The 26,334-nt window shown below is 65.9% G+C and carries 23 protein-coding genes; 9 read left to right on the forward strand and 14 right to left on the reverse strand.

Translation table 11 applies throughout. The features are described from left to right. The first annotated feature begins 14 nt into the window (after positions 1–14). Positions 15–1,307: an efflux RND transporter periplasmic adaptor subunit gene (locus BRADO_RS26445; RefSeq protein ID WP_012029261.1), complete on the forward strand. Its 1,293-nt coding sequence runs from the start codon at positions 15–17 to the stop codon at positions 1,305–1,307. After that, the gene (locus tag BRADO_RS26450; RefSeq protein ID WP_173363532.1) at positions 1,307–3,268 is read left to right on the forward strand and encodes a MacB family efflux pump subunit; all 1,962 of its coding nucleotides are present in this window, start codon (positions 1,307–1,309) and stop codon (positions 3,266–3,268) included. Before BRADO_RS26445 ends, BRADO_RS26450 begins: the two co-directional genes overlap by 1 nt. A gap of 209 nt (positions 3,269–3,477) precedes the next feature. Here BRADO_RS26450 and BRADO_RS26455 read toward each other — a convergent pair whose 3' ends face one another. The 7 genes from BRADO_RS26455 to asd form a co-directional block, all read right to left on the reverse strand. Further along, positions 3,478–4,365 carry a DUF3313 domain-containing protein gene (locus BRADO_RS26455; protein ID WP_012029263.1) on the reverse strand — a complete coding sequence of 296 codons (888 nt, stop codon included), beginning with the start codon at positions 4,363–4,365 and terminating at the stop codon, positions 3,478–3,480. Between the two features lie 162 nt (positions 4,366–4,527). Beyond that, positions 4,528–5,454, reverse strand: a complete 927-nt coding sequence (locus BRADO_RS26460; protein ID WP_244422894.1) for a DMT family transporter — start codon at positions 5,452–5,454, stop codon at positions 4,528–4,530. A gap of 35 nt (positions 5,455–5,489) precedes the next feature. Then, positions 5,490–7,694, reverse strand: coding sequence for a xanthine dehydrogenase family protein molybdopterin-binding subunit (locus tag BRADO_RS26465; RefSeq protein WP_012029265.1), 2,205 nt, complete (start codon positions 7,692–7,694; stop codon positions 5,490–5,492). A gap of 4 nt (positions 7,695–7,698) precedes the next feature. Then, entirely contained in the window at positions 7,699–8,715 is a 1,017-nt protein-coding gene (locus tag BRADO_RS26470; protein ID WP_012029266.1) for a xanthine dehydrogenase family protein subunit M, read from the reverse strand. Continuing rightward, positions 8,712–9,236, reverse strand: coding sequence for a (2Fe-2S)-binding protein (locus BRADO_RS26475; RefSeq protein WP_012029267.1), 525 nt, complete (start codon positions 9,234–9,236; stop codon positions 8,712–8,714). Before BRADO_RS26475 ends, BRADO_RS26470 begins: the two co-directional genes overlap by 4 nt. 135 nt (positions 9,237–9,371) lie before the next feature. After that, on the reverse strand, positions 9,372–10,394 hold the full coding sequence (locus tag BRADO_RS26480) for an NUDIX hydrolase (protein ID WP_012029268.1): 1,023 nt from the start codon (positions 10,392–10,394) through the stop codon (positions 9,372–9,374). A gap of 107 nt (positions 10,395–10,501) precedes the next feature. After that, a complete protein-coding gene (gene asd, locus BRADO_RS26485) occupies positions 10,502–11,377 on the reverse strand; it encodes an archaetidylserine decarboxylase (protein WP_012029269.1) in 876 nt (291 codons plus the stop codon). 38 nt (positions 11,378–11,415) lie between these two features. Between asd and BRADO_RS26490 the strand changes: the two genes are divergently transcribed. Continuing rightward, positions 11,416–13,077, forward strand: coding sequence for an aminotransferase class III-fold pyridoxal phosphate-dependent enzyme (locus tag BRADO_RS26490; protein ID WP_041757740.1), 1,662 nt, complete (start codon positions 11,416–11,418; stop codon positions 13,075–13,077). Positions 13,078–13,325: 248 nt separating this feature from the next. Here the strand turns inward: BRADO_RS26490 and BRADO_RS26495 are convergent, their stop codons facing one another. The 4 genes from BRADO_RS26495 to BRADO_RS35305 all read right to left on the reverse strand — a co-directional run bounded on the left by BRADO_RS26495 (position 13,326) and on the right by BRADO_RS35305 (position 16,323). After that, positions 13,326–13,958, reverse strand: coding sequence for a hypothetical protein (locus BRADO_RS26495; protein ID WP_012029271.1), 633 nt, complete (start codon positions 13,956–13,958; stop codon positions 13,326–13,328). A gap of 144 nt (positions 13,959–14,102) precedes the next feature. Then, a complete protein-coding gene (locus BRADO_RS26500) occupies positions 14,103–14,792 on the reverse strand; it encodes a class I SAM-dependent methyltransferase (RefSeq protein ID WP_085972819.1) in 690 nt (229 codons plus the stop codon). 51 nt (positions 14,793–14,843) lie between these two features. Further along, positions 14,844–15,905 carry a glycosyltransferase family 1 protein gene (locus tag BRADO_RS26505; protein ID WP_012029273.1) on the reverse strand — a complete coding sequence of 354 codons (1,062 nt, stop codon included), beginning with the start codon at positions 15,903–15,905 and terminating at the stop codon, positions 14,844–14,846. 238 nt (positions 15,906–16,143) lie between these two features. Continuing rightward, positions 16,144–16,323: a hypothetical protein gene (locus BRADO_RS35305; protein ID WP_162093038.1), complete on the reverse strand. Its 180-nt coding sequence runs from the start codon at positions 16,321–16,323 to the stop codon at positions 16,144–16,146. Here BRADO_RS35305 and BRADO_RS26515 point away from each other — a divergent pair. The 6 genes from BRADO_RS26515 (at position 16,253) to BRADO_RS26540 (ending at position 23,385) form a co-directional block, all read left to right on the forward strand. Further along, a complete protein-coding gene (locus BRADO_RS26515) occupies positions 16,253–16,951 on the forward strand; it encodes a L,D-transpeptidase (protein ID WP_012029274.1) in 699 nt (232 codons plus the stop codon). The two genes, BRADO_RS35305 and BRADO_RS26515, sit on opposite strands and share 71 nt — an antisense overlap. 242 nt (positions 16,952–17,193) lie before the next feature. Then, entirely contained in the window at positions 17,194–18,831 is a 1,638-nt protein-coding gene (locus BRADO_RS26520) for a DUF4403 family protein (protein WP_012029276.1), read from the forward strand. A 197-nt stretch (positions 18,832–19,028) separates the two neighbouring features. Beyond that, positions 19,029–19,190 (forward strand): Flp family type IVb pilin, encoded by a 162-nt coding sequence (locus BRADO_RS26525; protein ID WP_008961706.1) that lies wholly within the window; start codon positions 19,029–19,031, stop codon positions 19,188–19,190. 373 nt (positions 19,191–19,563) lie between these two features. Beyond that, on the forward strand, positions 19,564–20,775 hold the full coding sequence (locus tag BRADO_RS26530; protein ID WP_012029277.1) for an ABC transporter substrate-binding protein: 1,212 nt from the start codon (positions 19,564–19,566) through the stop codon (positions 20,773–20,775). A gap of 442 nt (positions 20,776–21,217) precedes the next feature. Further along, on the forward strand, positions 21,218–21,958 hold the full coding sequence (locus tag BRADO_RS26535; protein ID WP_012029278.1) for a response regulator: 741 nt from the start codon (positions 21,218–21,220) through the stop codon (positions 21,956–21,958). A gap of 23 nt (positions 21,959–21,981) precedes the next feature. Beyond that, positions 21,982–23,385 (forward strand): ATP-binding protein, encoded by a 1,404-nt coding sequence (locus tag BRADO_RS26540; RefSeq protein ID WP_012029279.1) that lies wholly within the window; start codon positions 21,982–21,984, stop codon positions 23,383–23,385. A gap of 68 nt (positions 23,386–23,453) precedes the next feature. Here BRADO_RS26540 and BRADO_RS26545 read toward each other — a convergent pair whose 3' ends face one another. From BRADO_RS26545 to BRADO_RS26555, 3 genes are all read right to left on the reverse strand, one after another. Next, complete coding sequence (locus BRADO_RS26545) at positions 23,454–23,990, reverse strand: PRC-barrel domain-containing protein (protein WP_012029280.1); 537 nt, start codon at positions 23,988–23,990, stop codon at positions 23,454–23,456. Positions 23,991–24,314: 324 nt separating this feature from the next. Then, complete coding sequence (locus BRADO_RS26550; RefSeq protein WP_012029281.1) at positions 24,315–24,563, reverse strand: hypothetical protein; 249 nt, start codon at positions 24,561–24,563, stop codon at positions 24,315–24,317. Positions 24,564–24,715: 152 nt separating this feature from the next. Then, positions 24,716–26,197, reverse strand: coding sequence for a hypothetical protein (locus BRADO_RS26555; protein WP_012029282.1), 1,482 nt, complete (start codon positions 26,195–26,197; stop codon positions 24,716–24,718). Between the last annotated feature and the right edge of the window lie 137 nt (positions 26,198–26,334).

The following is a 26,334-nucleotide window of genomic DNA, read 5'->3' on the forward strand; positions in this document are numbered from 1 at the left end:
TGCGAAGTCGTCTGATGAATGCACCCCTGCCACAGATGCCCCAGCCGGTCGCGGTCGAGGATGGCGTCGCGTCCCCGTCCAAGCCGAAACGACGGCGGCGCTGGCCGCTGATCGTCACCGGCCTGGCCGTGCTGGTGGTGCTCGGCGTCGGCGTCAAGCGCGCGACGCGCAATCCCAACGCCAATCTCGCCACCGCTCCGGTCACGATCGGCGACATCGAGCAGACCGTGCTCGCGACCGGCACGCTGAAGCCGGTCAAGCTGGTCGCGGTCGGCGCGCAGGCGTCCGGCCGGCTGGTCGCGCTCAACGTCAAGCTCGGCCAGAAGGTGAAGGCGGGCGAGCTCATCGCCGAGATCGATTCGCTGACCCAGCAATACACGCTGCGCACCAACGAGGCCGCCTTGCGCAACGTGCGCGCTCAGCGCGACGAGAAGCAGGCGACGCTGGCGCTCGCCGAGGCGAACCTGGCGCGGCAGCAGACCACGCTGGCGCAGAAGGCCTCGTCGCGCGCCGACTATGACAGCGCCGAAGCCACCGTGAAGCAGACGCAGGCGCAGATCGCGCAGCTGGAGGCGCAGCTCGTCGAGGCCGAGGTCGCCATCGAGACGGCGCGGGTGAATCTCGGCTATACCAAGATCACCGCGCCGATCGACGGCACCGTGCTGTCGATCGTCACTCAGCAGGGCCAGACGGTGAATGCGGTGCAGTCCGCGCCGACCATCGTGGTGCTCGGCCAGGTCGAGACGATGACCGTGCGTGTCGAGATCTCCGAAGCCGACGTCGTCCGCGTCAAGCCTGGCCAGAACGTCTACTTCACGATTCTCGGCGATCCCGATCGCCGCTATGAGGCGACGCTGAGATTCATCGAGCCGGCGCCGGAATCGATCAAGAGCGATTCGAGCTTCTCGTCCAGCACCACCACGACGTCGAGCAGCAGCAGCACGTCGTCCTCCTCCACCTCGTCGGCGATCTACTACAACGGCGTCTTCGACGTTGCCAATACGGACGGGCGGCTCATGACCTACATGACCGCCGAGGTCCACATCCTGCTCGGCGAGGCCCGCAAGGTGCCGACCATCCCCTCCTCCGCGCTGGGCAATCCCGAACCCGACGGCAGCTATCGCGTTCGCGTGATCGACAGCGCCGGCACGGTGCAGAAGCGCGGCGTGCGGATCGGCCTCAACAACAAGATCAGGGCCGAGGTGCACACCGGCCTGCAGGAGGGCGAGCGCGTCGTGATCTCGGCCGCCAGCGAAGGCCCCAAGCAGACCATCATGCCGCCGCCGCCCGGAGCCGGAGGTCCATGATGGCGGAGATCCTGATCGATCTGCAGAATGTCGGACGGCGCTACGCGTCCGGCGAGAGCACCGTCCACGCCTTGCGCGGCGTCGACATCCAGATCGCGCGCGGCGAGATGGTTGCGATCATCGGCCAGTCCGGCTCGGGCAAGTCGACCTTGATGAACATTCTCGGCTGCCTCGATCGGCCGACCTCCGGCAGCTACAGGATCGCCAGACGCGAGATGAGCTCGCTCGACCCGGACGAGCTGGCAGCGCTGCGCCGCGAGCATTTCGGCTTCATCTTCCAACGCTATCATCTGCTCGGCGAACTGACGTCGGCGGAGAATGCCGAGGTCCCCGCGGTCTATTCGGGGCTTGCGCCCGAGGCGCGGCGTCGCAAGGCCGAGGCGCTGCTGCAGCGGCTCGGCATGGGCGGCCGTATCGGGCACAGGCCGGGCCAGCTCTCGGGCGGCCAGCAGCAGCGGGTCTCGATCGCACGCGCGCTGGTCAACGATCCCGACGTGATCCTGGCGGACGAGCCGACCGGCGCGCTCGACCGCGCCAGCGGCGAGGAGGTGCTGCGCATCCTCGACGAGATCAGTTCCTCGGGACGCACCGTCATCATCGTCACCCATGATGCCGGCGTCGCCCAGCGCGCCCGGCGCATCATCGAGCTGCAGGACGGCCGCGTCATCTCCGACCGGCCCAACCCGCGCGCATCAAGCCCTGCGACGTCCGGCGGGGGCGAGGACCATCCGGCCCCGGTCGCGTCGTGGTGGCGCAGCCATCTCGATCGCCTGCGCGAAGCCGCGCGGATGGCGCTGCTCGCCATGAACGCGCACCGGCTGCGCGCCTTCCTTACCATGCTCGGCATCATCATCGGCGTCGCCTCGGTGATCCTGGTGCTCGCGCTCGGCCGCGGCTCGCAGGCGCGCGTGCTGGAGAACATCAACCGGCTCGGCACCAATACGCTGGAGTTCTTCCCCGGCAAGGATTTCGGCGACACCAAGGCTAGCAAGATCCGCACGCTCGTGCTGGCGGACTCCAAAGTGATGGCCGAGCAGCCCTATGTCGATGCGATCTCGCCGACCGTCTCGACCACCAGCACGCTGCGCTACGGCGCGATTGAGGTCACCGCCCAGGTCTCGGGCGTCGGCGAGCAGTATTTCCGGGTCAAGAACACCGAGCTTGCCGAAGGCAGCTATCTCGACGCCGAGACCATCAGGTCCTACGCGCAAGATGCCGTCATCGACGACAATGCGCGCAAGGCGCTGTTTCCCGATTCCGATGTCAGCCCGCTCGGCAGCGTTGTCCTGATCGGCAAGGTGCCGTGCCGGATCGTCGGCGTCACCAAGCAGCAGCAGGCCGGCTTCGGCTCCAGCTCGACGCCGATCGTGTACCTGCCCTACACCACCGTGCAGGCGCGCTTCACCGGCAACCAGGTGCTGCGCAGCATCAGCATGCGCGTCGACGAGGCGACGCCGATGGCGGATGCCGAGCGCGCGGCGACGGCGCTGCTGACGGCGCGGCACAATGCCAAGGACTTCTTCGTGCTCAACACCGACGACATCCGCAAGACGGTCGAGAGCACGACGCAGGTGCTGACCCTGCTGGTCGCGGCCATCGCCGTGATCTCGCTTTTGGTCGGCGGCATCGGCGTCATGAACATCATGCTGGTGTCGGTGTCCGAGCGCGTCGGCGAGATCGGCGTGCGCATGGCGGTCGGCGCCCGGCGCAGCGACATCCTGATGCAGTTCCTGATCGAGGCGGTGCTGGTCTGCCTGCTCGGCGGCGCGCTCGGCCTTTCGCTCGCGGTCGGCTTCGGCGCCGTCTTCAACGCGCTCGACGTCGGCTTCGAGCTGATCTACTCGCCGCTCGCCATGGCCGGCTCCGCCGTCATCTCGATGGCCATCGGAATCGGCTTCGGCTACATGCCCGCCCGCAACGCGTCGCGGCTCGATCCGGCCACCGCGCTGGCGCGGGAGTAGTTCTATCGGCTGCGGTCAACCCGACGGGTTGCCGCGCAAACGGCCGTCATCCCGGCGAACGCCGGGACTCATAACCACCGTCGATCTTGCGGACGAAGAAAGACGACGCAGAGTCGTCCACCAATTCACATCACGCGGTATGGGTCCCGGCGTTCGCCGGGACGACGTCGAAGTATGACGCGGCCTCGTGCCGGTTGTGAGGCCATCGCCTACCGCTTCGCGGCCATCTGCGTGCTCGCCTGCGCGTCGGCCGGCGCCCCCTTGTCGATCCATTCCGGCGGAGCACCGAGGCGGTTGGCGACCATGCCGATCAGTCCGGGATCTCTGCCATACGCTTCGCACGCGGGGTTCTTCGGCTTGCCGCCGAGAGCGGCGCCGATGCGGTCGATGGAGGGGATCTTGGGCGGCTTGCCGAAGGGTGTCTCGCCGGTCACCAGCAGCTGGCTGAAATCGGCGCTGAACGAGCCCGCGAGATCGTAGGCGTCGCCGGCTTGCGAGATCACCGGCGAGTTGGTGAACGAGTTGGCGCCGCGCGCCCACACCATGGCCGCCTGCTGCCGGCCGCGACGATCGACGGCTTCGGCTTCAACGGTCAGACTGCCGAGCCCGATCGGAAGCCGCGGCACCGGCACGGGAACGCCGAGCGCGCCCGGCACGGCGGACACGACCTTTGAGGCGCCCGCCGCGACCGGATCCGTCGCGGCTGTTTGCGTGATGAACGTGCGCGTCGTGAGATCGGCCCGCTCGTTGGGCGCCACCACGATGAAGCGCTCACTCAGATCGAGGCAGAGCGCGCGATCGATGGCGTTGGTCACCAGTCTTTGCTGCGGCTCGCCGAGCACCGACCCGACATCGCCTGCGAACATCGTCGGAATGATCCGCACGGTCGTGGCGGCAAGCACGTTGTCCTTGTTGATGTTGAGCACCGACTTGGCGAGCACGCCGTTCGACTCCTCGAGGGAGCGATAGGACGCAAGCGCACCGCTCTGGGTGATCGGTGCCGTCGCGCAGCCGGACACGCCGAGCGCCGCGCACAGAGCGGCCAGACGTGCGAGGGACAGAGGCCTTGACCGGACCATACGCTGAATGTCGACCATGGCGGGATTGCCTCACGCTGACCGATGTGCGCCCGCTGTGGCGCCGCCTGCTTGTCCTCCGACAATTCGGAGAGCATGGGGCGGAAGCGTGGAGAGATGTCACCTCGCACCGCAAACCAAGGTAAGACTGGGGCAGGATTGGTCGCGATACGAGCGCGGGTTTCAAAATCCGCTAGTGATTGCGGCAACGCCCGCGACCGCAAGAACCGCTCCGAGCCAGGCCGCCGCCGAAGGCCTGAGCCCTGTGTGCCACCACAGCAACGGCAGGATCATGACGGGCGTCGTCGATGAAAGGCTGGACACAATCCCGACAGGGCGGCTCGTCAACGCAAACAATACGAGCGTCATGCCCACCCCCATCCCCAGCACGCCGCTCAGCGCGGACCGGATGACGACGGATCGGTTAGCTGGGATGGAGCTTCGGAATCTGGTCATGGCGGACAAGATCAACAACGCGATCAATCCGATCCCGGCACGGATGGACGTCGCCAATGCGGGATCCAGTCCGGCCGCCATGACGGGACGCGCGATCAGGACAGCTGCGGCCGCGAACAAGGCGGCTGCGAGACCGAACAGAAGGCCCGTCCGCAGCGAGCCGTGCGTCTCCGCAGCGACCGCTCCGGGTTGCCTGAAGATGACGGCGACGCAGACGCCGGCCATGATGAAGCCGATGCCCAGGATCTTGATGGCAGACAGCCTCTCGCCGAGCAGCAGATAGCCAAGCATGGCGGCGAACCCCGCCCAGCTCGCATAGACAACAGCGGTCAAGCGCGGCCCGAGGCGCGCCAGCGCCGCATAGAAGCAGGAATCTGCCACGACGATGCCGAGCAGGCTCGAGATCGCCAGCATCAGCCAGTGGTTCGTCGACGGCAGCGCCCATCGACCCCGCATTGTGACCGTGATGAGCACCGCGAGAAGCGCAGCCGACAAGCGGATCGCGTTGAAAACCACCGGGCCGAGCAGGCGCACCGCCGATGGCGCGATGATGTTGCTAACGGCGATGCTGAGCGCAGCTGCCAACGCAGCCAGATCGGAGACCATGACAATCAGCACGCGCGTCCAAAGTCGGACAATGAACTCGGCCGACAACCATGATCCGCTCGCGCCGTCGGGTCAAGTGATGCTCACCCCAGCAGCTTGTCCAGCGTGATCGGCAGGTCCCGCACGCGCTTGCCGGTGGCGTGATAGACCGCGTTGGCAATCGCCGCAGGGACGCCGACGATGCCGATCTCGCCGACGCCCTTGATGCCCATCTTGTTGATGATGCGGTCCTCCTCCTCGACGAAGATCACCTGGATGTCGTGGACGTCGGCGTTCACCGGCATGTGGTACTCGGCGATGTTGGCATTCATGATGCGGCCGAAGCGATGGTCGATCATGGCTTCCTCATGCAGGGCCATGCCGATGCCCATGACGATGCCGCCCATGATCTGGCTCGATGCGGTCTTGGTGTTGAGGATGCGGCCGGCGGCGACGGCGTTGACGATACGGGTTACCCTGACGACGCCGAGCTCCTCGTCGATCTTCACTTCGGCGAAGACGGCGGAATGGGTGTTGTGGGCGTGCTTGTCGTCCTCCTCGAAGTCAGCGCCACGCTCCCTCTCGATGCGGTCCTTGCCGCCGTGGCGCATCACCTCCGACATCGGAATCGACCGGCTGCGGTCGGCGATGGCGACGATGGCGCCGTCGGCCAGTGTCACCTCGTCGGCGGTCAGCCCCTGCAGTGGCGAGCCCGGCATGGTCTGCGCGATCGCGAGCAGCTCCGCGCGGATGTCGTCGGCGGCATTGACGATGGCGTGCGAGATCGACGCGGCGGTCCAGGAGCCGCCCTCGACCGGCGTCTTCGGCAGAGTGGAATCACCGAGCCTCACCGTGATGCTGTCGAGCGGCACGCCGAGCATGTCGGCGGCGACCTGCGCCATGATGGTGTAGGTGCCGGTGCCGATATCGGAGGTCGCGCTGGCCACCTCGACATGACCGTTGGCGGTCATCACGATGCGCGAGGCGAACGGCATCTGCATCGCCTCCCACGCGCCGCTCGCCATGCCCCACCCAACCAATTCGCGGCCGTCGCGCATCGAGCGCGGCTCGGCGCTGCGCTTCGCCCAGCCGAAGGCTTCGGCGCCCTGCTGATAGCACTCCTTCAGCCGCTTGCTGGAGAACGGCAGATTCTTGTCCTGATCGCGATCGGAGTAGCAGCGCAGCCGCAGCTCCAGCGGATCCATCTTCAGCGCGACGGCGAGCTCGTCCATCGCGCATTCCAGGCCATAGATGCCGCTGGCCGCACCGGGCGCGCGCATGTCGCCGGGCGTCGGCACGTCGAGCTTGGCCAGCCGATGTGTCGCGCGCGAAGTCTCCGATATGTAGAGCACCTCGCCCCAGCCGATGTCATTGCGCGAGAACGCCTCGTGCTGCGAGGTCATCGAAATGGCTTCGTGGGTCAGCGCCTTCAGCGCGCCGTCGCTCGCGGCGCCCAGCGCCAGGCGCTCGATGGTCGCGGGGCGGTAGCACAACGCGTACATCTGGGCGCGGCTGAGCACGACCCGCACGGCACGCTTGAGCTTCAGCGCGGCCATCGCCGCGAGCGCGACCTGGTATTGCGGCCGCAGCCCCGAGCCGAACGCGCCGCCCACGTAGGGCGACATCACCTGGACGTCGTTCTCCTTCAGCTCGAACACGCTGCAGACATAGCGTTGCACGTTCTGCACGCCCTGGGTCTTGTCGTAGACGACGAGCCTGCCGCCGTCCTGCCAGAGCACGGTCGAGCCGTAGAGTTCCATCGGATTGTGATACTCCATCGGCACGCCATAGTCGGCATCGTGGCGCACCGGCGCACTGGCTAGCGCTTTTGTCGCATCGCCGCGCGGCTTGATCGGCTTGTCGACCTTGAACGCCTGTTCGCGCTGGGCATGCAGGTCGGTCGCGAAATCCTCGGTGTGGTAGCGAATGTCGACCAGCGTCGCGGCGAAGCGCGCCGTGTCCTCGTCCTCGGCGATCACCAGCGCGACCGGCTGGAGGTTGAAATGCACGCGGTCGTCGTAGAGCGGACGATAGGGCGAGCCATCCTCGGGCGCGACCTCGTCGCGGTAGCCGTCGTCCTTGTCCGCCATGCGGACGCGATTGCTGTGAGTCAGCACGTCGATCACGCCCTCGACGGCGCGGGCGCGGCTGGCATCGATGCTGACGATCCGCCCCTTGGGGATCGTGGAGCTGACCACGACGCCGAAGGCGAGATCGGGCGCGGAAAACTCGGCGGCGTATTTGGCTGAACCCGTGACCTTGGCGCGGCCGTCGACGCGGGAGGTGGCGGTGCCGATGTGAGCTGTCATGAGATCACCGGATGGACTTGATGGATTGGATCTGCGGCGTGCCATTGGCCGCCTGCGTCAGGGTCCTGACGATAGCGCGGCGGGCGAGCGGGAGCTTGAAGGCGTTGTGCCGGTGCGGCCTGGCCTCCTGGAGCAGGATGTCGGCCGCGCGCTCGAAGGAGACGCGCTCCGGCGCCTGGCCGCGCAGCGCCGCTTCCGCGGCCTCGTTCCGCCACGGTTTGTGGGCGACGCCGCCGAGCGCCAGCCGGGCCCCACGGATATGGCCGTTGTCCAGCTCGAGCGCTGCAGCGACGGAGACCAGCGCAAAGGCGTAAGAAAGCCGATCGCGGATCTTGAGATAGCTCGAGTTGGCGGCGAAGCCCCGTGCCGGCAGCTCGATCGCGGTGATGATCTCGTCGGCGCGCAGCGTGTTGTCGAGATCTGGCCGCCCGCCAGGCAGCCGGTGGAAATCGCCGAAGGCAATCATACGCTCGCCTTGCGCACCGACGACGTGAACCCTCGCTTCCAGCGCGGCCAGAGCCACGCACATGTCGGACGGATGGGTCGCGATGCAGGACGTGCTGGTGCCGAGGATCGCGTGATTGCGATTGAGGCCGTCGATGGCCGAGCAGCCCGCGCCCGGCGCGCGCTTGTTGCAGGGCGTGGCGACATCGTAGAAATACGCGCAGCGGGTCCGCTGCAGCAGATTGCCGCCGGTCGAGGCCATGTTGCGCAACTGCGCCGAGGCACCGGCGAGGATTGCGCTCGCCAGCAGCGGATAGCGGCTCTCGATGATCGGGTGATAGGCCAGCGTGCTGTTCGGCACCAGCGCGCCGATCTTGACGCCGCCGTTGCTGGTCTCCTCCACCGCGTTGAGCGGCAGGCGGCTGATGTCGATCAGCCGGCGCGGCTGTTCGACATGATACTTCATCAGGTCGATCAGGTTGGTGCCGCCGGCGATGAATCTCGCGTCGGGTGCTCCCGCCTTCAGCCTGACCGCCTCCGCAACGTCGCAGGCGCGTGCGTAGTCAAAGCTGTTCATTGGCCGCCTCCCATGGCCTGTTTGGTCATCGCCTGCTCGATGGCGCCGACGATGTTCGGATAGGCGCCGCAGCGGCAGATGTTGCCGCTCATCAGCTCGCGGATCTCATCCTTGGTCTTCGCCCTGCCCTCGGCGATCAGGCCGGCGGCCGAGCAGATCTGGCCGGGCGTGCAATAGCCGCATTGAAAAGCATCGTGATCGATGAACGCCTGCTGCAGCGGATGCAGTTCATCGCCCTTGGCGAGGCCTTCGATGGTGGTGATCTCGGCACCGTCCTTCATCACGGCGAGCGTCAGACAGGACAGCGCGCGGCGGCCATCGATCAGCACCGTGCAGGCGCCGCACTGGCCGTGGTCGCAGCCCTTCTTGGTGCCGGTGAGGTCGAGATGATTGCGCAGGAGGTCGAGCAGCGTCGTCCAGGGCGCGACCGATAGCGTGCGGCTTTCGCCATTGATCCGCAAGCTGACGGACAGCGGGGCAGGTTTGGTGAGAGATGCGGCACTCTCGCGCGACTGGCTCATGCGGGGGTCTCCGTTGACGGACCCGCATCAACACGCAATGGCGCGAATAGTTCTCAACAATTTTTCGCGCGGCGGACGACGGGCATGGCCAAGGCCCGCGCGGTCGCTTCCGCTCCGGCGCGAGGTTCGGCGGGCTCAGGCAGCCCGGCCGAGCCAGGCCCGCATTTTCTGCGCCAGGCTGCGGCGGCCATGGCCGTCCGGCGCGTCGGCGCCGGCACTGTCCAGCAGCTCAGCCGCCGGCTCGGGCGTCGGCGCATCCTTGCTCTGTCGACTGTCGTCGCTCACAGGCTCGGATGGCGCAGGCACGAGCGATTTGATCGCCGCCGCCACAGCCTCGACACGCTCGAGATCCGCCGGCACGCGCTCCGGGATCGCAGCCTCGGGCGCGGCCACCGGCTGCGTTTTCGGCGGCGCCGCCTCCGAAGCAACCGGCTCCGGGAGATCCAACGCGGGGCTCTCATCCCGCACGGGTTCGCTCGCCACCTCCGGGAGGATCTCCGCCGGCTCCGCGGCTTCGGGGATCGGCGCGAGCAGCTCAGCTGCCACAGGCGGCGCGGCCGGCAATTCGGAGGGCACCGGCTGCGCAGCCACGCGGCTACGGCGCCGCTTCGCCGTCGCAGGCTTCTCCGCGGCAAGCTTTTCGACCGACGCGTTATCGATCTTCTCGACCACAGCTTTGTCGACAGCCTTATCCACGGCCTTGTCGACAGTTTTGGGCTCCAGCGCCGGCTTGGCCTTGGCCTTGCGGATCAGGCCGGCGAGCGCATAGGGGCCCACGGTCTCCAGGAACGTCTTTTCATGATCCCGGGAGAGGCGTTCGACCGCGGCATCCAGCGGCAGCCAGTCGACCGCGCGTACATCGTCCATCAGCGGCTGCGTCTGCGTGCCGCTTGCTTCCATCCGCCAGTAGTGCACGACCTTAGAGCGCGCGCCGGTGTCGTGGACGAGGGTGCCGAGGAATTCGTGCACGGTCACCCTGTGGCCGGTCTCCTCGAGCACCTCGCGCTTGGCCGCGTCGCGCGGCGTCTCGCCATCATCGAGCTTGCCCTTGGGCAGCACCCATTCGTCGCGCTTGCGCAGGCGCACGACCGCGATCCGCGGCGGTTGCTCCCGCCGCAGCACGATGCCGCCTGCTGCCATGATCGGCGTTCTCGCCATCGCCTCTCCCACATAACGGGTTGCAACCCATGCGATTCGCCAGTTCAACGCCAGGATATGGCGACGCGCAACGGGAAATCGAGATACCCGTCGTGCGCCCGTCACATTCAGCCGGCAGCGACGCGCCTGCGCCACAGTGGCTGACCGGCCCTGACGCGCGCGCCCTCCGCGATTCCCGGAGCGAAGGTAAAGTCGCCGGGCGCGAGCAGGATGATGGTCGAGCCGTGCTCGAACCAGCCGAGCTCGTCGCCCTTCTTCACCGCGTCGTGACAGACATAGGTCAGCGGCCGTTCGGTCTGCGCATTCAACACGCGGTCGAGCGCGTGCAACCGGATGCTCGCGACCAGGATCGCGGCGACCGGCACGATCGTGAACGGCTCGCCCGTGGCAAGATGCGTGCGGATCACCGCGCGCTCGTTCTTGCAGAACAGCCGCTCGACGCGCTTCAACGCGATCGGATTGACGTTCCAGACGTCGCCATGGATCAGGCTGACATGCTCCAGCGTCATATCCGCCGGCGCGTGGAAGCGGTGATACATGCTCGACGTCAGCCGGATGGTGACGAAGCTGCCGTTGCGGTGGGTCTCGACGACGGCGGGATCGGCGACCAGATCCTTCAATGAGTACGGCGCGCCCTTGATCTGATACAATTCGCCGTCGCGGATTTGGCCGTGCGCGCCGATGATACCGTCAGAGGGCGTCGTCACAACGGCGGGATCGGGATCGAACGGCCTCAAGCCCGGCTTCAATTCGCGGGTGAAGCAGGCATGCAGGCTCTTGAACCGGCTCTCCTTGGCCTCGGAGAGGTCGAGGTCGGAGAACAGCTTCCACAGCGCGATGGATGTGTCCTTCACCAGCGGATTCTCGATCTTGGAGAACCAGCCCATGAAGCGGGTCAGCGCGGCGCGCGGCACGCGGTTGGTGAGCAGGAAGTTAAGATCTTCCTGTTGGGTGAAGGAAGCGATCAGGCTTTTGACTGTCATGAATCTGTCAGCAGGTGGGGTTAGCGCTTTTGGACATGATGGAAACCTCGATTCCTTATGTATCGCTCGCCGTTGGCGCTGCCGTGACGGCCGCCGTCGCCCCGAAGGTCAAGGCCCGCATCGAATTGTCGCGCGCCAAGCACCGTTCGCTGGCCGGCCATTCCAAGATGTCCCGCCGGATCTCCAAGCTGATCCCGCGCTATGAATTCGACATCGACGATTTCTTCCGCTCCGACGGCGCGCCGCCTGACGTCGCGACCAGGCGTCAGGACGGCTTCTTCCGGCTCGGCGCGCAGTTCCAGGAGAAATTCGCCAAGAGCCGCGCGTTGACGGCGGAGGCCGCAAGCCGCATCTCCGATTTGCAGTTCACCCAGGCTTACCGGGTGCCGTTCCAGTACAGCAGGCTGGTCAAGGAACAGCTCGGCGCCGGATCGTTCATGCAGTCGTCGTCCGGCGTCACCATCACCGATCTCGACGGCAACCAGTTCTACGACCTCACCGGCTCCTACGGCGTCAACATCTTCGGCTACGATTTCTACAAGGAGTGCATCGCCGCCGCCGACCGCCGCGCGCAGGCGCTCGGCCCGGTGCTCGGGCTGTATCATCCGGTGGTTGCCGACAATGTGAAACGGCTGACCGAACTGTCCGGCATGGACGAGGTGTCGTTCCACATGTCCGGCACCGAGGCGGTGATGCAGGCGGTGCGGCTCGCCCGCTACCATACCGGCCGCAGCCATCTGGTGCGCTTCGCCGGCGCCTATCACGGCTGGTGGGGCGACGTGCAGCCCGGCGTCGGCAATCCGATCGCGCCGCACGAGACCTATACGCTCGCAGAAATGTCGGAGCGGACCCTGCATGTGCTGCGCACGCGGCGCGACATCGCCTGCGTGCTGGTCAACCCGCTGCAGGCGCTGCATCCGAACAGCAATGCGCCCGGCGATTCGGCGCTGGTCGATTCGTCGCGCAAGGGCCGTTACGACCGCGAGGCCTACACGGCGTGGCTGAAGCAGCTGCGCGAGGTGTGTACCGAACGCGGCATCGTGCTGCTGTTCGACGAGGTCTTCCTCGGCTTCCGTCTCGCGCCGGGCGGCGCCCAGGAGTATTTCGGCGTCAAGGCCGACATGGTGACCTACGGCAAGAGCCTCGGCGGCGGTCTCCCGATCGGCGTGGTCTGCGGCAAGAAGGAATACATGCGCCGCTTCCGTGACGACCGTCCCGCCGACATCTGCTTCGCCCGCGGCACCTTCAACTCGCACCCCTACGTGATGACGGCGATGGACGAGTTCCTGAGCCGGCTCCACAGTCCGAACTTCCGCGCCGTCTACAACGGCCTCGACGACACCTGGAACGGCCGCGCCTCCAAGCTCAATGCGGAGCTCACCGCCAGGGACCTGCCGGTGCGCGTGTCCAACATGCAGTCGATCTGGCTGGTCGAGTACACCGTGCCGTCGCGCTACAATTGGATGCTGCAATACTATCTGCGCGCCGAAGGCCTGGCGCTCAGCTGGGTCGGCACCGGCCGCTTCATCTTCAGCCTGAACTACACCGACGCCGATTTCGCCGAGGTCACCAAACGCTTCGTCGCGGCGGCCGAGAAGATGAAGCAGGACGGCTGGTGGTGGAACGACGGCACCCTCACCAACAAGGCGATCAAGCGGCTGATCCTGAAAGAGATGCTCGGGGCGGTCATCAAGCGCTGAGTTTTGCGCCTCCCCCGCTTGCGGGGGAGGTCGGCGGGCTCGCAGAGCCCGACGGGTGGGAGCCGCCGCACGACGCGCTCTCACGGTGAGCGGAGCAAGCCCTCCCCCTCCCCCGCCCTTCCCCGCAAGCGGGAGAGGGAGCGCACCGTCCGCGCCGCGCCAGTCTCCGTTCGACATCAAGCAATCCCCACAAACACCGATGCCCGGGACTGGCCCGGGCATCGCGACACTTCAGACTTCGAACCAGCTCAGGCGTGCTGCTCTTCGAGGCCTTCGTTCATCAGATGCAGGCCCGGATCGATCAGCTCGCCGCGCAGCAGTGCGAGCGGGGCGGAGCGGTACTGCATGAAGTCGTTGAACGGATCGGTGATGATCTTGGTCATCCAGACGAGGCCCGTCTCGACGTCCCGGATGAAGAACAGCTGCACGGTGCGGAACACGAGGCCGCCGATGCCGATCACCAGCCACAGCTTGGCGGTCTCGCGGGCGAAATCCATCGCGCTGGTCCATGGCGACAGCAGGCCGAAGAACGTCGGCTGCAGATACAGCACCACCGGCGCGGCGGCCCAGATCGACATCAGCACGACCTTGCGCTGCAGGTTGTAGCCGACCTTGATCTCTTCCTTGTGCTCGTGGGTCGCCTGGTTGACGTGGTCGTACCCCTTCGGCTCGAAGAAGAAGTGGCCCGCCTGGCGCGAGGTCATCGACACCAGCCAGCCGATCAGCGCCGACATCAGCGGGTCGAACACCATCATGACATAGGCGATCAGGAAGCTGAGCGCGCTGACGAAGTGAAGGCTCTGATTGATGCGGCTGTGGTGATAGTAGCGGTGGTCGTCCCAGCGCTGGATCCGCAGCTGCTCCAGAAAGTTCTTGATCATGGTTGCTCCGAAGAATGAGTTGCAGGTCGTGTACAGGGATTCGGTGTAAATCGTGTGACATCATCAAGATGTCACACGGTCGGACGCAAGGAAACGTCGGAAACTACGGGGAAGGCCGCCAAGAGGTAGGAGGCTGCCGCGCCTTCAGGCTGCGGCAGCGAGATCCATCTTGCGGAAACGCACGAGCGAGAAGTGGCCGAGCGGCGGAATCAGGCGGCGCTCGACCAGCTCCATGCGCTGCGCTCCGGCGAGCCAGCGCATGTAGCGCGACCAGCCGAACTCGGCGGTGCGGAAGCCGAGGCGGCGCACCACCGGCTGCAGCGCCTGCTCGATGACGCGGCGCAGGCCGTCATCGGCGCTGACACGGGTCAGGATGACGAGCTCACCGCCGGGACGCAGCACGCGGGCGAACTCGTCGAGCGCGACCTCCGGATTCGGCACGGCGGTGACGACGTATTGCGCCATAACCACGTCGAAGGAATCATCGGGAAAATCGAGGTTTTCAGCGTCCATGACCGCCAGACCCTCGACGTTCTTCAGCCGCTGCTCGGCGACGCGGCGCATCGCCTTGCCGAGCATCGCCTCGGAGATGTCCGTGCCGAACACGCGAACGTGCGGCGCGTAGAGCGGCAGCGAGATGCCGGTGCCGACGCCGACCTCGAGCACACGGCCGCCCATCTTGTTGGTGGCCGAGATCGCGGCCTTGCGGCCTTTCGCGAACACGCCGCCGAACACCAGGTCGTAGATCGGCGCCCAGCGGTCATAGGCCTGCTCGACCTGCTCGCGGTCGAAGTCGAGCTCCCGCGCGCCGTCGAGCTTCATGGTTTCTGCCATCGTTACATCTCACTTGGTTTTGGAATGAATGAAGTCACGCGCCGTTCGCGATCAGCCGCGCACCACGCTCTCGCCGGCGAGCACCGGTGCCGGTGCCGGACGAAGCACACGCGAAGGCTGGAGAATGGCGAGGTTGCCGATGAACTGGCGGGCGCTGTTCTCCCAGGAGCGATCGAGCGCGAATGACCGGCAGTCGGCGCGTGACATGGTCAGCGCCTTCAGGCAGGCCGCGCGCAGATCCCAGTCGATCGCACCGATCGGATGATCGGCGATCACGTCGAGCGGCCCGGTAACCGGAAACGCTGCCACCGGCGTGCCGCAGGCGAGCGATTCCAGCTGCACCACGCCGAACGTATCGGTGAGGCTGGGGAAGACGAACACGTCGGCCGCCGCCATATGCGCGGTCAGATCCTGGCCGGTCTTCTCGCCCAGGAAATGCGCCGTAGGAAAGCGGCGCGCGAGCTCGGCCTTGGCGGGACCGTCGCCGACCACGACCTTCGAGCCCGGGAGGTCGAGCGACAGGAACGCCTCGAGGTTCTTCTCGACCGCGACGCGGCCGACCGACAGGAAGATCGGGCGCGGCAGATCGAGCGCTGCCGGCGCGTCGGGATTGAACAGCTTGGTATCGACGCCGCGGGTCCAGAAGCCCAGCCGCTTGAAGCCGCGCGAGGCGAGGTCCTGCCGCAGCGAATTGGTGGCCACCATGGTCATCGCGGCCGCATCGTGGAAGCGGCGCATCACCCAATAACCCACCGCGTCGGGAATGCCGGTGCGCACTGAGACATATTCGGGAAAGCGTGTCGTGTAGGACGTCGTGAACGGCAGGCCGCGACGCAGACAGTAGCGGCGCACCGCCCAGCCGATCGTGCCTTCGGTCGCGATGTGGATCGCATCCGGCGCGGCCGCCTCGATGCGCCGCGCGATCTCGCCGGCCCTGGGGATCGCGAGCCGCAGCCCCGGATAGGTCGGCACCGCGAAGGACGGAAAACCCTCCGGCGTGAGGAAGGTGATGTCGGCGCCGAGGCCGGCGGCGGCACGCGAAAGCGATGTCAGCGTGCGCACCACGCCGTTGACCTGCGGGTGCCAGGCGTCGGTTGCGATTAAGATCCGCATAAGGCGATCCGGAAAGTTGCAGCGATTCTGAACGGCCGCAAATTCCGACATTGTTATTTCAGGCGTGTGACGTCATCGAACTGTCGAGAGTTCTTTTTACCGGCGTCCCCCGTTCTGATGGCCGTGACGTGCCCGCCTTGTCGTGAAACCGTCATGAAACAAACGGTTAAGCCGACGAAACCGTTTTGCCTGCAGCGCGCAAACGCAACGAAACTTTTCTCCCTTATGAGTTGCAACATCAGGCGCAGGTCCAAAGCGCCACTAACAAAGATGACAAGCAGCTGATTTCAAAAGAGCCGGCCGAGACGACGGCGGCGCGCGCCAAGCGATCAACCAAGGGGACGTCCATGATCACGTCAGGCACAGTCCGGTCACCCATCCGAGGCTTGTTCGGCGCACTCATTGCCGGTGCGATCATGGCCGCCACTCCGACCTACGCCGCCTCCCCGGCGCCGCTCCCCTTCCCGTTCCTGCTGCCGCCGCCGGTCGCGACCTACGAGCCGCCGGCAACGGCGCCGCAGGTCGTCAATCCGCAAGAAGACGAGGCGGCGCCTTATGAGTTGCCCGCGCGACTGCGCCGCCAGGTCGTGAGCTATTCGACGCGCGAGGCGCCCGGCACGATCGTGATCGATACGCCGAACAAGTACTTGTACTACGTGCTCGGCAACGGCCAGGCGATGCGCTACGGAATCGGCGTCGGCCGCGACGGCTTCACCTGGTCGGGCGTGCAGTCGATCACCAAAAAGGCGGAATGGCCGGACTGGACACCGCCGCCGGAGATGATCGCCCGTCAACCCTATCTGCCGCGCCACATGGCCGGCGGCCCAGGCAATCCGCTGGGTGCCCGCGCGATGTATCTCGGCGGCACAGTCTATCGCATTCACGGCACCAACGCGCCGGAAACGATCGGCACGCATGTGTCGTCGGGCTGCATCCGCCTGACCAACCAGGACGTGATCGATCTCTATTCCCGCGTCAATGTCGGCGCCAAAGTAATCGTGCTGCCGATGGAGCGCCGCGCCGACCTTGGCCACGTTACGCGCTGATCGCATTTTCTTTCGCTCTCCAGGATCCTCCCTGACTGGACCGCCGCGGCCCCGTGCCCGGCGGTCATTTCTTTGCGCATGCCGGGGCGTTCACCATCACGGCCGATTGATGGCCCGCAGCTTTGCGGCCTGCTCTGGCGCGCCCCGGTCCGGCCCTGTAAGCTCGGCAATCTTGTATTAACCGCGATCTCGCCGCGCCCGGACCTGCCGGGCCCGCGCCGCCTGGAGTCCGTGGACCCGACATGAACCTTCCGACGCCGCGACCGGACTGGCAGAGCAGGCCTCACCCGCTCGCGCCGAAATCGCAGCGGCCCCCGCGGCGCTCGCGACCTCGGCTGCGGCTGATCCTGATCGGCGCCGTGGCGCTGACAGCTCTCGTCCTCATCGGAATCATCGTCGCGGAAGTGTTTCTGTTCTCGGGCAGCACGCCGGCACCGCCAATCGCCCAGTTGCCGCCGCTGCCGCCGGCGACGCGCAATTCGATCGTCATGGCGCCTATTTCGATTTCGCTCGGGGCGATCCGCGACGCCGCCGAACGGACGACTCCGCGCAATTTCTCCGGCAAGGCCGACAATCCCGTCAGCCAGATCCTGCAGAACGCCGACATCGGCTGGACGGTCAACCGCGGCGCCATTGCCGCGACCGGCACTCAGGACACGCTGTCGCTGGCGACGCCGCTGTCCGGACGGCTCAACGTCACCGGCTCATTGTCGTCGAAGGCCACCGGAGCGATCGGGGATGCGCTGGGGGGCCTGCTCGGCTCCGACGCGGCCAAGCAGATCGGCGGCATCAACATCAAGAACCTGAACGCCACTGCCGACATCAAGGGCAATGTGCTGATCGCGATGCGGCCGCGCGTTGCCGCATCCTGGTATGTCGAGCCGAACTTCTCGGCCCAGGTCAATCTCGGCGACACTGCGCTCACGGTCGCAGGCGCCCGGGTCAACGTGCCGGCGCAGATGAAGCCGATCGTCGAGAAGACGGTGAATGACCAGCTCGCCGGGGTCAGCGACCGGCTGCGCAAGGATCCGACGCTGAAGCGCACCGCGCAGGCACAATGGGCGCGCGCCTGCCGCTCGGTGCCGCTGCAGGGCACCGCGCCGGGGCTGCCCGCGGTCTGGCTCGAGATCAAGCCGACGCGCGCGCTGGCCGCGCAGCCGGTGATCGACTCCACCACCACCAGCATCACCATCGGGATCGAGGCGGAAACCAAGGTGACGCCGGCCGAGACCAAGCCGGTCTGCCCCTTCCCCGAGAAGATCACGATCGTGCCGCCGACGACGGGCGGCATCAATGTCGCGGTGCCGATCGACGTCCCCTTCACCGAGCTCAACAAGCTGATCGACTCGCAGCTTGCGGGCCGCACCTTTCCCGAGGACGGCTCCGGTCCGGTGGCGGTCACCGTGAAGCATGCGACCGTTGTGCCCTCCGGCAACCGGCTGCTGATATCGCTGCAGGTCAAGGGCAAGGAGAAGGAGAGCTTCTTCGGCTTCGGCGCCGACGCGACGGTGCACATTTGGGGCCGGCCGATGGTCGATCAGGCGCAGCAGATCCTGCGCCTCTCCGACCTGCAGCTCGCCGTCGAATCAGAGGCCGCCTTCGGCCTGCTCGGCGCCGCGGCCCGCGCGGCCATTCCTCACCTGCAGCGCGCCTTGCTCGAACGCTCGGTGATCGATCTCAAACCGTTCGCCGACAATGTCCGCGAGAAGATCGCGACCGCGATCGCCGAGATGCAGAAGAACGAGAACGGCATCCGTGTCGACACCGACGTCAACAATCTGGCGCTCGCCGACATCACCTTCGATGCCACCACGCTGCGCGTGATCGCGACCGCCGAGGGCAGCATGATGGTTCGCATCAACACGCTGCCCGGCCTGTAATGCCGGGCCGGCGAACGGCCGCCGGCAGAGCGCGACGGCATCACCCCTCCGACGCGAAGGCCCATCTTCCGGACACATGAGGTAACATTTAGCAGCAGAGAGTCTGCGATCAGCTGAACCTGCATTTAAAGGTTGGCGCCTACTCGTTGCTGCGGAATTAGTTCAACTCATCATCGGATTTTACGAGGACGGTATCAATGTCGGTCATCCTGCGTTTCCTGAAAGACGAGAGCGGCGCCACGGCCATCGAATACGGCCTGATCGCCGCCGGTATTTCGATTGCCATCATCGCATCGGTCAATGGCCTCGGCAGCAAGCTCAACACGAAGTTCACGTCGATCAACAGCAGCCTGAAGTAGTCTATGGTAATGGCATGAACTCGAGCGGATCGAACACTCATACGGCTTTTGTCTCGCTCGAGAGATCGCCCGAACAGCTCATCTCGACAAATACCACGCGATCGAACGTCGATATTTCTCCGGCCGCAGGCGCGGAGATCCGCGTTCGTGAGCCATGAGCTATCGAGCAAACCCGTCAGGCACGCCGTCGCGGTCATCTTGCCGTCGGGAGAACCCTCTCCATGCCGCGCAAAGGAATTTTGACGACCGCCTGATCGATCCTCAGCGGTTCCCCCATCTGCTCAGCTTTGGCTCGGGTTTTTCTTGGCCGGTGCTGCAAGACCGGCTAGAGAGCAAAGGCCAACGAGCAAGACATCAAGAACGGGAGAAAACAATGAGGCCCTCGACGCACGCCGTCGCCGCCGCCATCGCGCTTGCAGCGCTTTGCGGAACCGCTCACGCGCAGACGATCTCCGACGACATGGTCAAGATCGGCGTGCTCACGGACATGTCGAGCCTGTATGCCGACGCCACCGGCAAGGGTTCGCTGGTAGCGGTGCAGATGGCGGTCGAGGATTACGGCGGCAAGGTCAAGGGCAAGAAGGTCGAGGTGGTCTCCGCCGACCACCAGAACAAGCCGGACGTCGGCGTCAACATCGCCCGCAACTGGTACGACAACGAGAAGGTCGACGCGATCTTCGACGTGCCGACCTCCTCGGTCGCGCTGCCGATCTCGGCGCTGACGCGCGAGAAGAACAAGATCCACATCAATTCCGGCGGCGGCTCCTCCGATATCACCGGCACGCAGTGCTCGCCCAACACGGTGCACTGGACCTACGACACCTATGCGCTGTCCAACGTCGCCGGCAAGGCGATGGTCAAACGCGGCGAGGACACCTGGTTCTTCATCACCGCCGACTACGCGTTCGGGCAGGCGCTGGAGCGCGACGCCGCCAACGTGGTGAAGGAAGCCGGCGGCAAGGTGCTCGGCGACGTGCGGCATCCGTTGAACTCGTCGGACTTCTCGTCCTTCGTGCTCCAGGCGCAGGCCTCCAAGGCGAAGGTCGTGGGCCTCGCAAATGCCGGCGGCGACACCCAGAACGCGCTGAAGCAGGCCGCCGAGTTCGGCCTGGCCCAGAGCGGCCAGAAGATGATCGCCTTGCTGATGGAGATCACCGACGTGCATTCGCTCGGCATCAAGTCGACATCAGGCCTGATCGTCACCGACGCGTTCTACTGGGACATGAACGACGAGACCCGCGCCTTCTCCAAGCGCTTCAACGAGAAGGTCGGGCACATGCCGACCATGATCCAGGCCGGCCTCTACTCCGCGACCATGCATTACCTCAAGGCCATCGAGGCGATCGGCACCGACGAAGCGCCGAAGGTCATGGAGCAGATGCGCGCCACCCCCGTGAACGACTTCTTCGCCAAGAACGGCAAGATCCGCATCGACGGCCGCATGGTCCACGACATGTATCTGTTCGAGGTCAAGAAGCCCGAGGAGTCGAAGGGCGACTGGGATCTCTACAAGCTGATCGCGACCGTGCCGGGCGACGAGGCGTTCCGCCCGCTCGACAAGGGCGGCTGCCCGCTGGTGAAATAGGACGGAACGAAACTCATATATTTGTTATTTGTCGCAGCACCGCTGCCCGATACCGTGCCCTCTCCCCTTGCGGGAGAGGGCAGCGCCGGCCCATCCTCTTACTCGCTCCGGTGAGGGGTTCTCTCCGCGGGCTCACTCGTGGAGAAATACCCCTCACCCAAGCGCGTTTGCCGCTCTGTCCTACATGCCCTCTCCCACATGGGGAGAGGGCGCAATAACGACCACTGAATCGCTCCACGTTCCAGCCGGTGGCTTTCCTGGTAGCCCGATGCAGCCTGCCCCACCGCAGCAGCTCTCCCACACGCATCGCGCTTGACGCCTCCCTACGAAAGCCGCAACACGGCGCCACTCGGTATCCCAGCCTTGCCGGACGTTGCCGCCAGGAAACATTCCGTAACAAAAAATTTCGCAAAACGCCGCGATTCTAGGTCAATTGATCAGCATGGCCCAGACACAACCCCACATCCTTGTCGTCGAGGACGACCGCGAGACGCGCACGCTGATCGCGAAATATCTGCGCAACAACGCCTGCAACGTGACCACCGCGACCGACGGCCGCGAGATGACCCGGATCATGGGCGATCACCGCATCGACCTCCTGATCCTCGATGTGATGCTGCCCGGCGAGGACGGCTTGACCCTGTGCCGCAAGCTGCGCGCTGAATCGCAGGTGCCGATCATCATGCTGACAGCGCGCGGCGAGGACGTCGACCGCATTCTCGGGCTCGAGATGGGCGCCGACGACTATCTGCCGAAGCCGTTCAATCCGCGCGAGCTGCTCGCCCGCATCAATGCGGTGCTGCGCCGCCAGGCCGCGGCGATCACCGCGAGCGCCACCGAGGGCGCGACCGCGCTGAGCTTCCTCGGCTGGAAGATCGACTTCCGCCTGCGCGAACTGCGCAATCCCGAAGGCGCGCGCGTCGCCATGACCAGCGCCGAGTTCGACCTGTTGCGCACCTTTTGCGAACGGCCGGGCCGCGTGCTGTCGCGTGACAGCCTGCTCGACCTGACGCAAGGCCGCAGCGCCGGCTCGTTCGAGCGCTCGATCGACGTTCTGGTGAGCCGCATCCGCCGCAAGATCGAACCTGATCCGCAGGAGGCGACGATGATCAAGACCGTGCGGTCCGGCGGCTACATGTTCACGCCCGTCGTCGAGGTGGTGACCGCGCCGCAGAGCCATTGACCGGTCGATCGGGTGGCGCTGGCATGATGTCGTTCGGCTTTCTCAACCTGAAGGGAATCCGCGGCCAGATCACGGCGCTGGTGGCCATCTCGATCGTGGCGCTGCACGCCATCATCACTGCGACCTTCCTGATCTATCGCGCCGAGCAGCCTCCGGGTGAGAACGAGGCCGGCCCGTTCCAGCTCGCCACCGTGATCCGCGTGCTCGGACACGCTCCCGCCGATGAGCGCGCCCGGCTGCTGGCCGACATCGCCCGCGCCTATCCCGAGTTCGACATCAAGGCGCAATCGGGACCACTGCCGTCCGATCTGGCACAACCGGCCGCCGGGCCGGAGAGAGACGGCACGGCTCATGGCGGGGAGCCCGAGTCGGGGCCACGCGGCCCATCGGAGACCGCTCACGGACCGGGCGGCTTCCGCGGCCTCGGCCCTGGCTATCGAGTCTTCATGCCGCCACCGGGATCGAGCGCGCACCGCGTGGTATTCGCGCTGCCGGACGGCGACCTCATTTCGGCCAAGGCGCCGGAGCGGCCCCGCCGGCCGCCGTTCTGGGGCGCGCCGTGGCTGACCACGATCCTGTTCGCATTGATCAGCACCACACTGCTCGGCCTGTGGGCGGCGCGCGCGCTGACGTCGCCGCTGTCGAGCTTCGCCAAGGCGGCCGAGAATTTCAGCCTCGATGGCGAGGGCCCTGCTCTGCCCGAGCGCGGACCGGAGGAAATCCGCTCGCTGGCGCGCGCGCTGAACCGGATGCGTTCACGCATCACGGCATTGATCAATGACCGGACCAAAATGCTCGCGGCAATCAGCCACGACCTGCGCACGCCCTTGACGCGCATGCGGCTGCGCTGCGAGTTCGTTGAAGACGAGTTGCAGCGCAGCCGCATGCTGGCCGATCTCGACCAGATGCACGCGATGCTGGGCTCGGTGCTGTCGTTCCTGCGCAACGGCCGCAAGCTCGAGCCGATGACCCTGGTCGACATCGCAAGCATCCTGCAGCTTGTCGCCGACCAGTTCGCCGACGTGGGCCACGTTGTCAGCTATGTGGGACCGGCGCGCGCGATGGCGACGGTGCGCCCGGACGATCTGATGCGCTCGGTGACCAACCTGGTCGAGAACGCCACGAAGTACGGCAAGGAGATCGTCGTCCGGCTGACCATCTCCGGCAAGCGCCTGACCATCGATGTCGAGGATGACGGCCCGGGTATCGCAGATGCCCGCAAGTCCGACATGCTCGAGCCGTTCGTGCGCGGCGACGACGCCCGCAACATGGACGAGGCGACCGGCTTCGGACTCGGCCTGTCGATCGCCAAGGCGATCGTCCAGGCGCATGGTGGCGAGCTGTCGCTGCACGATCGCAAGCCGCATGGGCTAATCGCGCGCATCGAGCTTCCGCTCAGCCGGAGCAAGCTGCGCCCCGCGGCCTGATACGCAAACGCGCCCGGATGGTCCGGGCGCGCCGCGTCGAGACAATCAACCGATCGTCGGTGACGTCGTTACTCGGAGTACTTGAACTCCGGCATCGACTTCAGCTGGTCCTTGGTCGCGTTGATCATCGCGTGGTCGGGATACCAGCGGTTCTTCGAGGAGCTCATCGACGAGGACGACGAAGTCGCGGCGCCGGTCGTCGTGGTCGAGGCCGGCGGGTTGGTCGAGGAGGTCGTGCCGGTGGCCGGCGCGTTCGAGGCGGTGGTGGACTGCACCGGCTGATCCGAGAACTTCACCTGGTCGAACGAGACGGCGACGAGATGCTCGCCCATGCCGAGGAAGCCGCCGACGCCGATCACGACGCCCTTGATGTTGCCACTCTTGTCGACGAGCATATCATCGATCGAGCCGACGTTCTCGTTGTTGTTGTTGTAGACCTTCACGCCGACGAGCTTCGAGGCGCGCCAGTCGCCCTGATACGATGCCGCGGTGGTGTCGCTCTTGACCGTGGTGCTGGTCGTCGTGGTGGTGCTCTCCGCGGCAAAGGCAGCGGTCGCGAGCAGCAGGGAACCGGCCAGGCCGGCCGCAACAGTCTTCATCACCATGTGGTTTCTCCTCTCAGTGAATGGTGACGAGAGAACTGCAACGAACAGTCCGCGTTCCCAGGGAACCACGATTTCGCCATGCTGCGCGACAACCGGTCCCACCGCAGCGCGAAGTGTTACCGAGTGACGGTTCGACAGAGGGGTGCGGAAGACGTATCGAATCGGAGCTGAATATCCGATGCGCAGGGGCTGCTCGTGGCGGATGACGCTGCGCTCCTCGCTCCGTTCTTACGGGGCGAGGGTGTGCAGCGTCAACGCGGCTGCAGATCGCGGCCGCCGACAAGACCGCGGCCTATCGTTTCATTGCATCGCGCAGCTCATCGACTACGCCGCCAGCGCGCCGTCCTCGTCGACGGCCTCGGCGTAGAACGCGATCGTCTCGTAGCGATAGTCGCAAAGGCGGCAGTGCCAGAGATAGGCGGTGCGCCGGCCATCCTTCTCGACCCAGGAGGGCAGCGCAATCGGTTCGCTGCATTGGGCACAGGGATTGTTGCGCGGCAGGTCCAGGACGCGCACCGGAGCCTGCGGAATGTCGAGCTGACGAAAGTGGATGTCGGTTGCCTTCGCGGCCATGACACACTCCCTCTCTGTTCAGGTTTCTTAAGAGCTTTGAATGCGTCAGTCTCGCCGTCGATCTGACCATCGCATTATAGCTGCCGAGCTAAGCCCTTGCACGCGCCGGGATGCCGCGCGACATCCGGCCTCACGGAGATTCGAACGCGTGTTCAATGGCGAGCGGGAACCACTGCCGGTTCCACCTGATGGCGTGCGCCCGGGCTGCGCAGATGGATCGTGGCAATGTCGTCCGCATAGACCTTCTGCCAGCCGTCGACATGGTCAAGCAGCTTGGTTGCCGCGCTCTGCGTGCGCAGCAGCGTCGCCTCGATGTCGTAGTCCTTCAGCAGCCGGAACAGATTGTCCGGCTCCATCAGGCCTGACGCGGCGTTGTGATCGACGAAGAATTTTTCGCCGTAGAGCTCGGTGCGGCCGTCGATGAACGGCGCGACGCCGGAAGCGATCAGGTAACCACCGAAATCGTAGTCGTTGAGGACACGGGCGAGGTTGAGCTTCTTCAGCTCGACGACGGCGGCTACCGGCGTGCCGCGCATGTTCGGCGCATAAGTCAGGATCGAGGCCGAGGTCAGCGTGCCGATGCCGAGCGCGAGCACGATCGCTGCGATGAGCGGGAGGCGCAGCGTGGTCAGCGGCGGCGTTTCAACGCCGAATTGCCGGGCGAGCGGTGCCGCGAGCACCAGCGGCCCGATCAGTGCGAACAGCTCGGCGGCGCGTGCCTGCGCCAGCGCCATGTGCAACAAGCCGAGCAGCATCAGGATGCGCACCGGCGGCAGCTTGAGCCCATGCAACAACGCGAAGCCGATCCCAAGCAGCAGGCAGATCTCGAACGGGCCGAGATTCTGGAAGTCGGTCGCCTTCCACTCCAGGATCAGCGGCAGCGCCTGCCCGAGCGACAGGATCTTCTGCGATGCCAGCAGCGCGTTCCAGCCATAGGGCGTGCAACAGCTCGCCGCCACTGCAAGCGCCGCAAAGGCGGCCCAGCGCAGCGCCAGGCTACGGCGCGCGGCGGCCTCGGCGTTGACCAGCGCGTCGAGCGCGGCGGGTGCGATGAAGAACAGGCCGAACACGAAGCCGCCGTGAAGATTGGCCCACAGCGCGATCAGCACCACCAGCACCAGCGGCGGCGCGTCCTTGCGGTCGGCGGCGTCGAGCAGCCCGGCCATCCAGGCCACGAGCAGCGGAAACGCCAGCACATGCGGCCGCGCCAACAGGTGCGGCAGGCAGAGCAGGAAGGCCGCGACGACGAACAACAAGGTCGTGCTGTCGCGTAGATGCCGGCTGAGCATGCGCGCGAACAGCGCCAACGATAGCGCGATGGCGAAGGCTGCCAGCACCACCGGCCCGGTCCACCCCGCGACCTTGTAGGCTGCCGCGTAGGCGACCTGCGCCAGCCATTGTGTGGAGATCCACGGCGCGCCGCGCATGGTGAAGGAATAGACGTCGACCTCGGGCACCGAGCGATGATCGATGATCCACTGCCCGACCGTGATCTGCCACATCGTGTCGGGATCGTTGAGCATCCGGTTGCCGGACAGGATCAGGAGCGCATAGACGCCGGCTCCGACCCACAGCGGGAGCAGCGTCTGCGCCGGTCTGGCGCTCGCTTCGGTGTGGGCGACGGAAAGCGTCATGGCAGCGGGATCCAGTGGACTGACTGTAAAGCAGCCAAGCACGGTCCGGCATAATTCGCGGTAAACCGCCTGATATCCGTGACCTTACGAGGGCTCACGTCACATTTACGCCACAATATCGCCCGCCGTTTGGACCA

It is taken from the genome of Bradyrhizobium sp. ORS 278 (assembly GCF_000026145.1).
Taxonomy (GTDB): domain Bacteria; phylum Pseudomonadota; class Alphaproteobacteria; order Rhizobiales; family Xanthobacteraceae; genus Bradyrhizobium.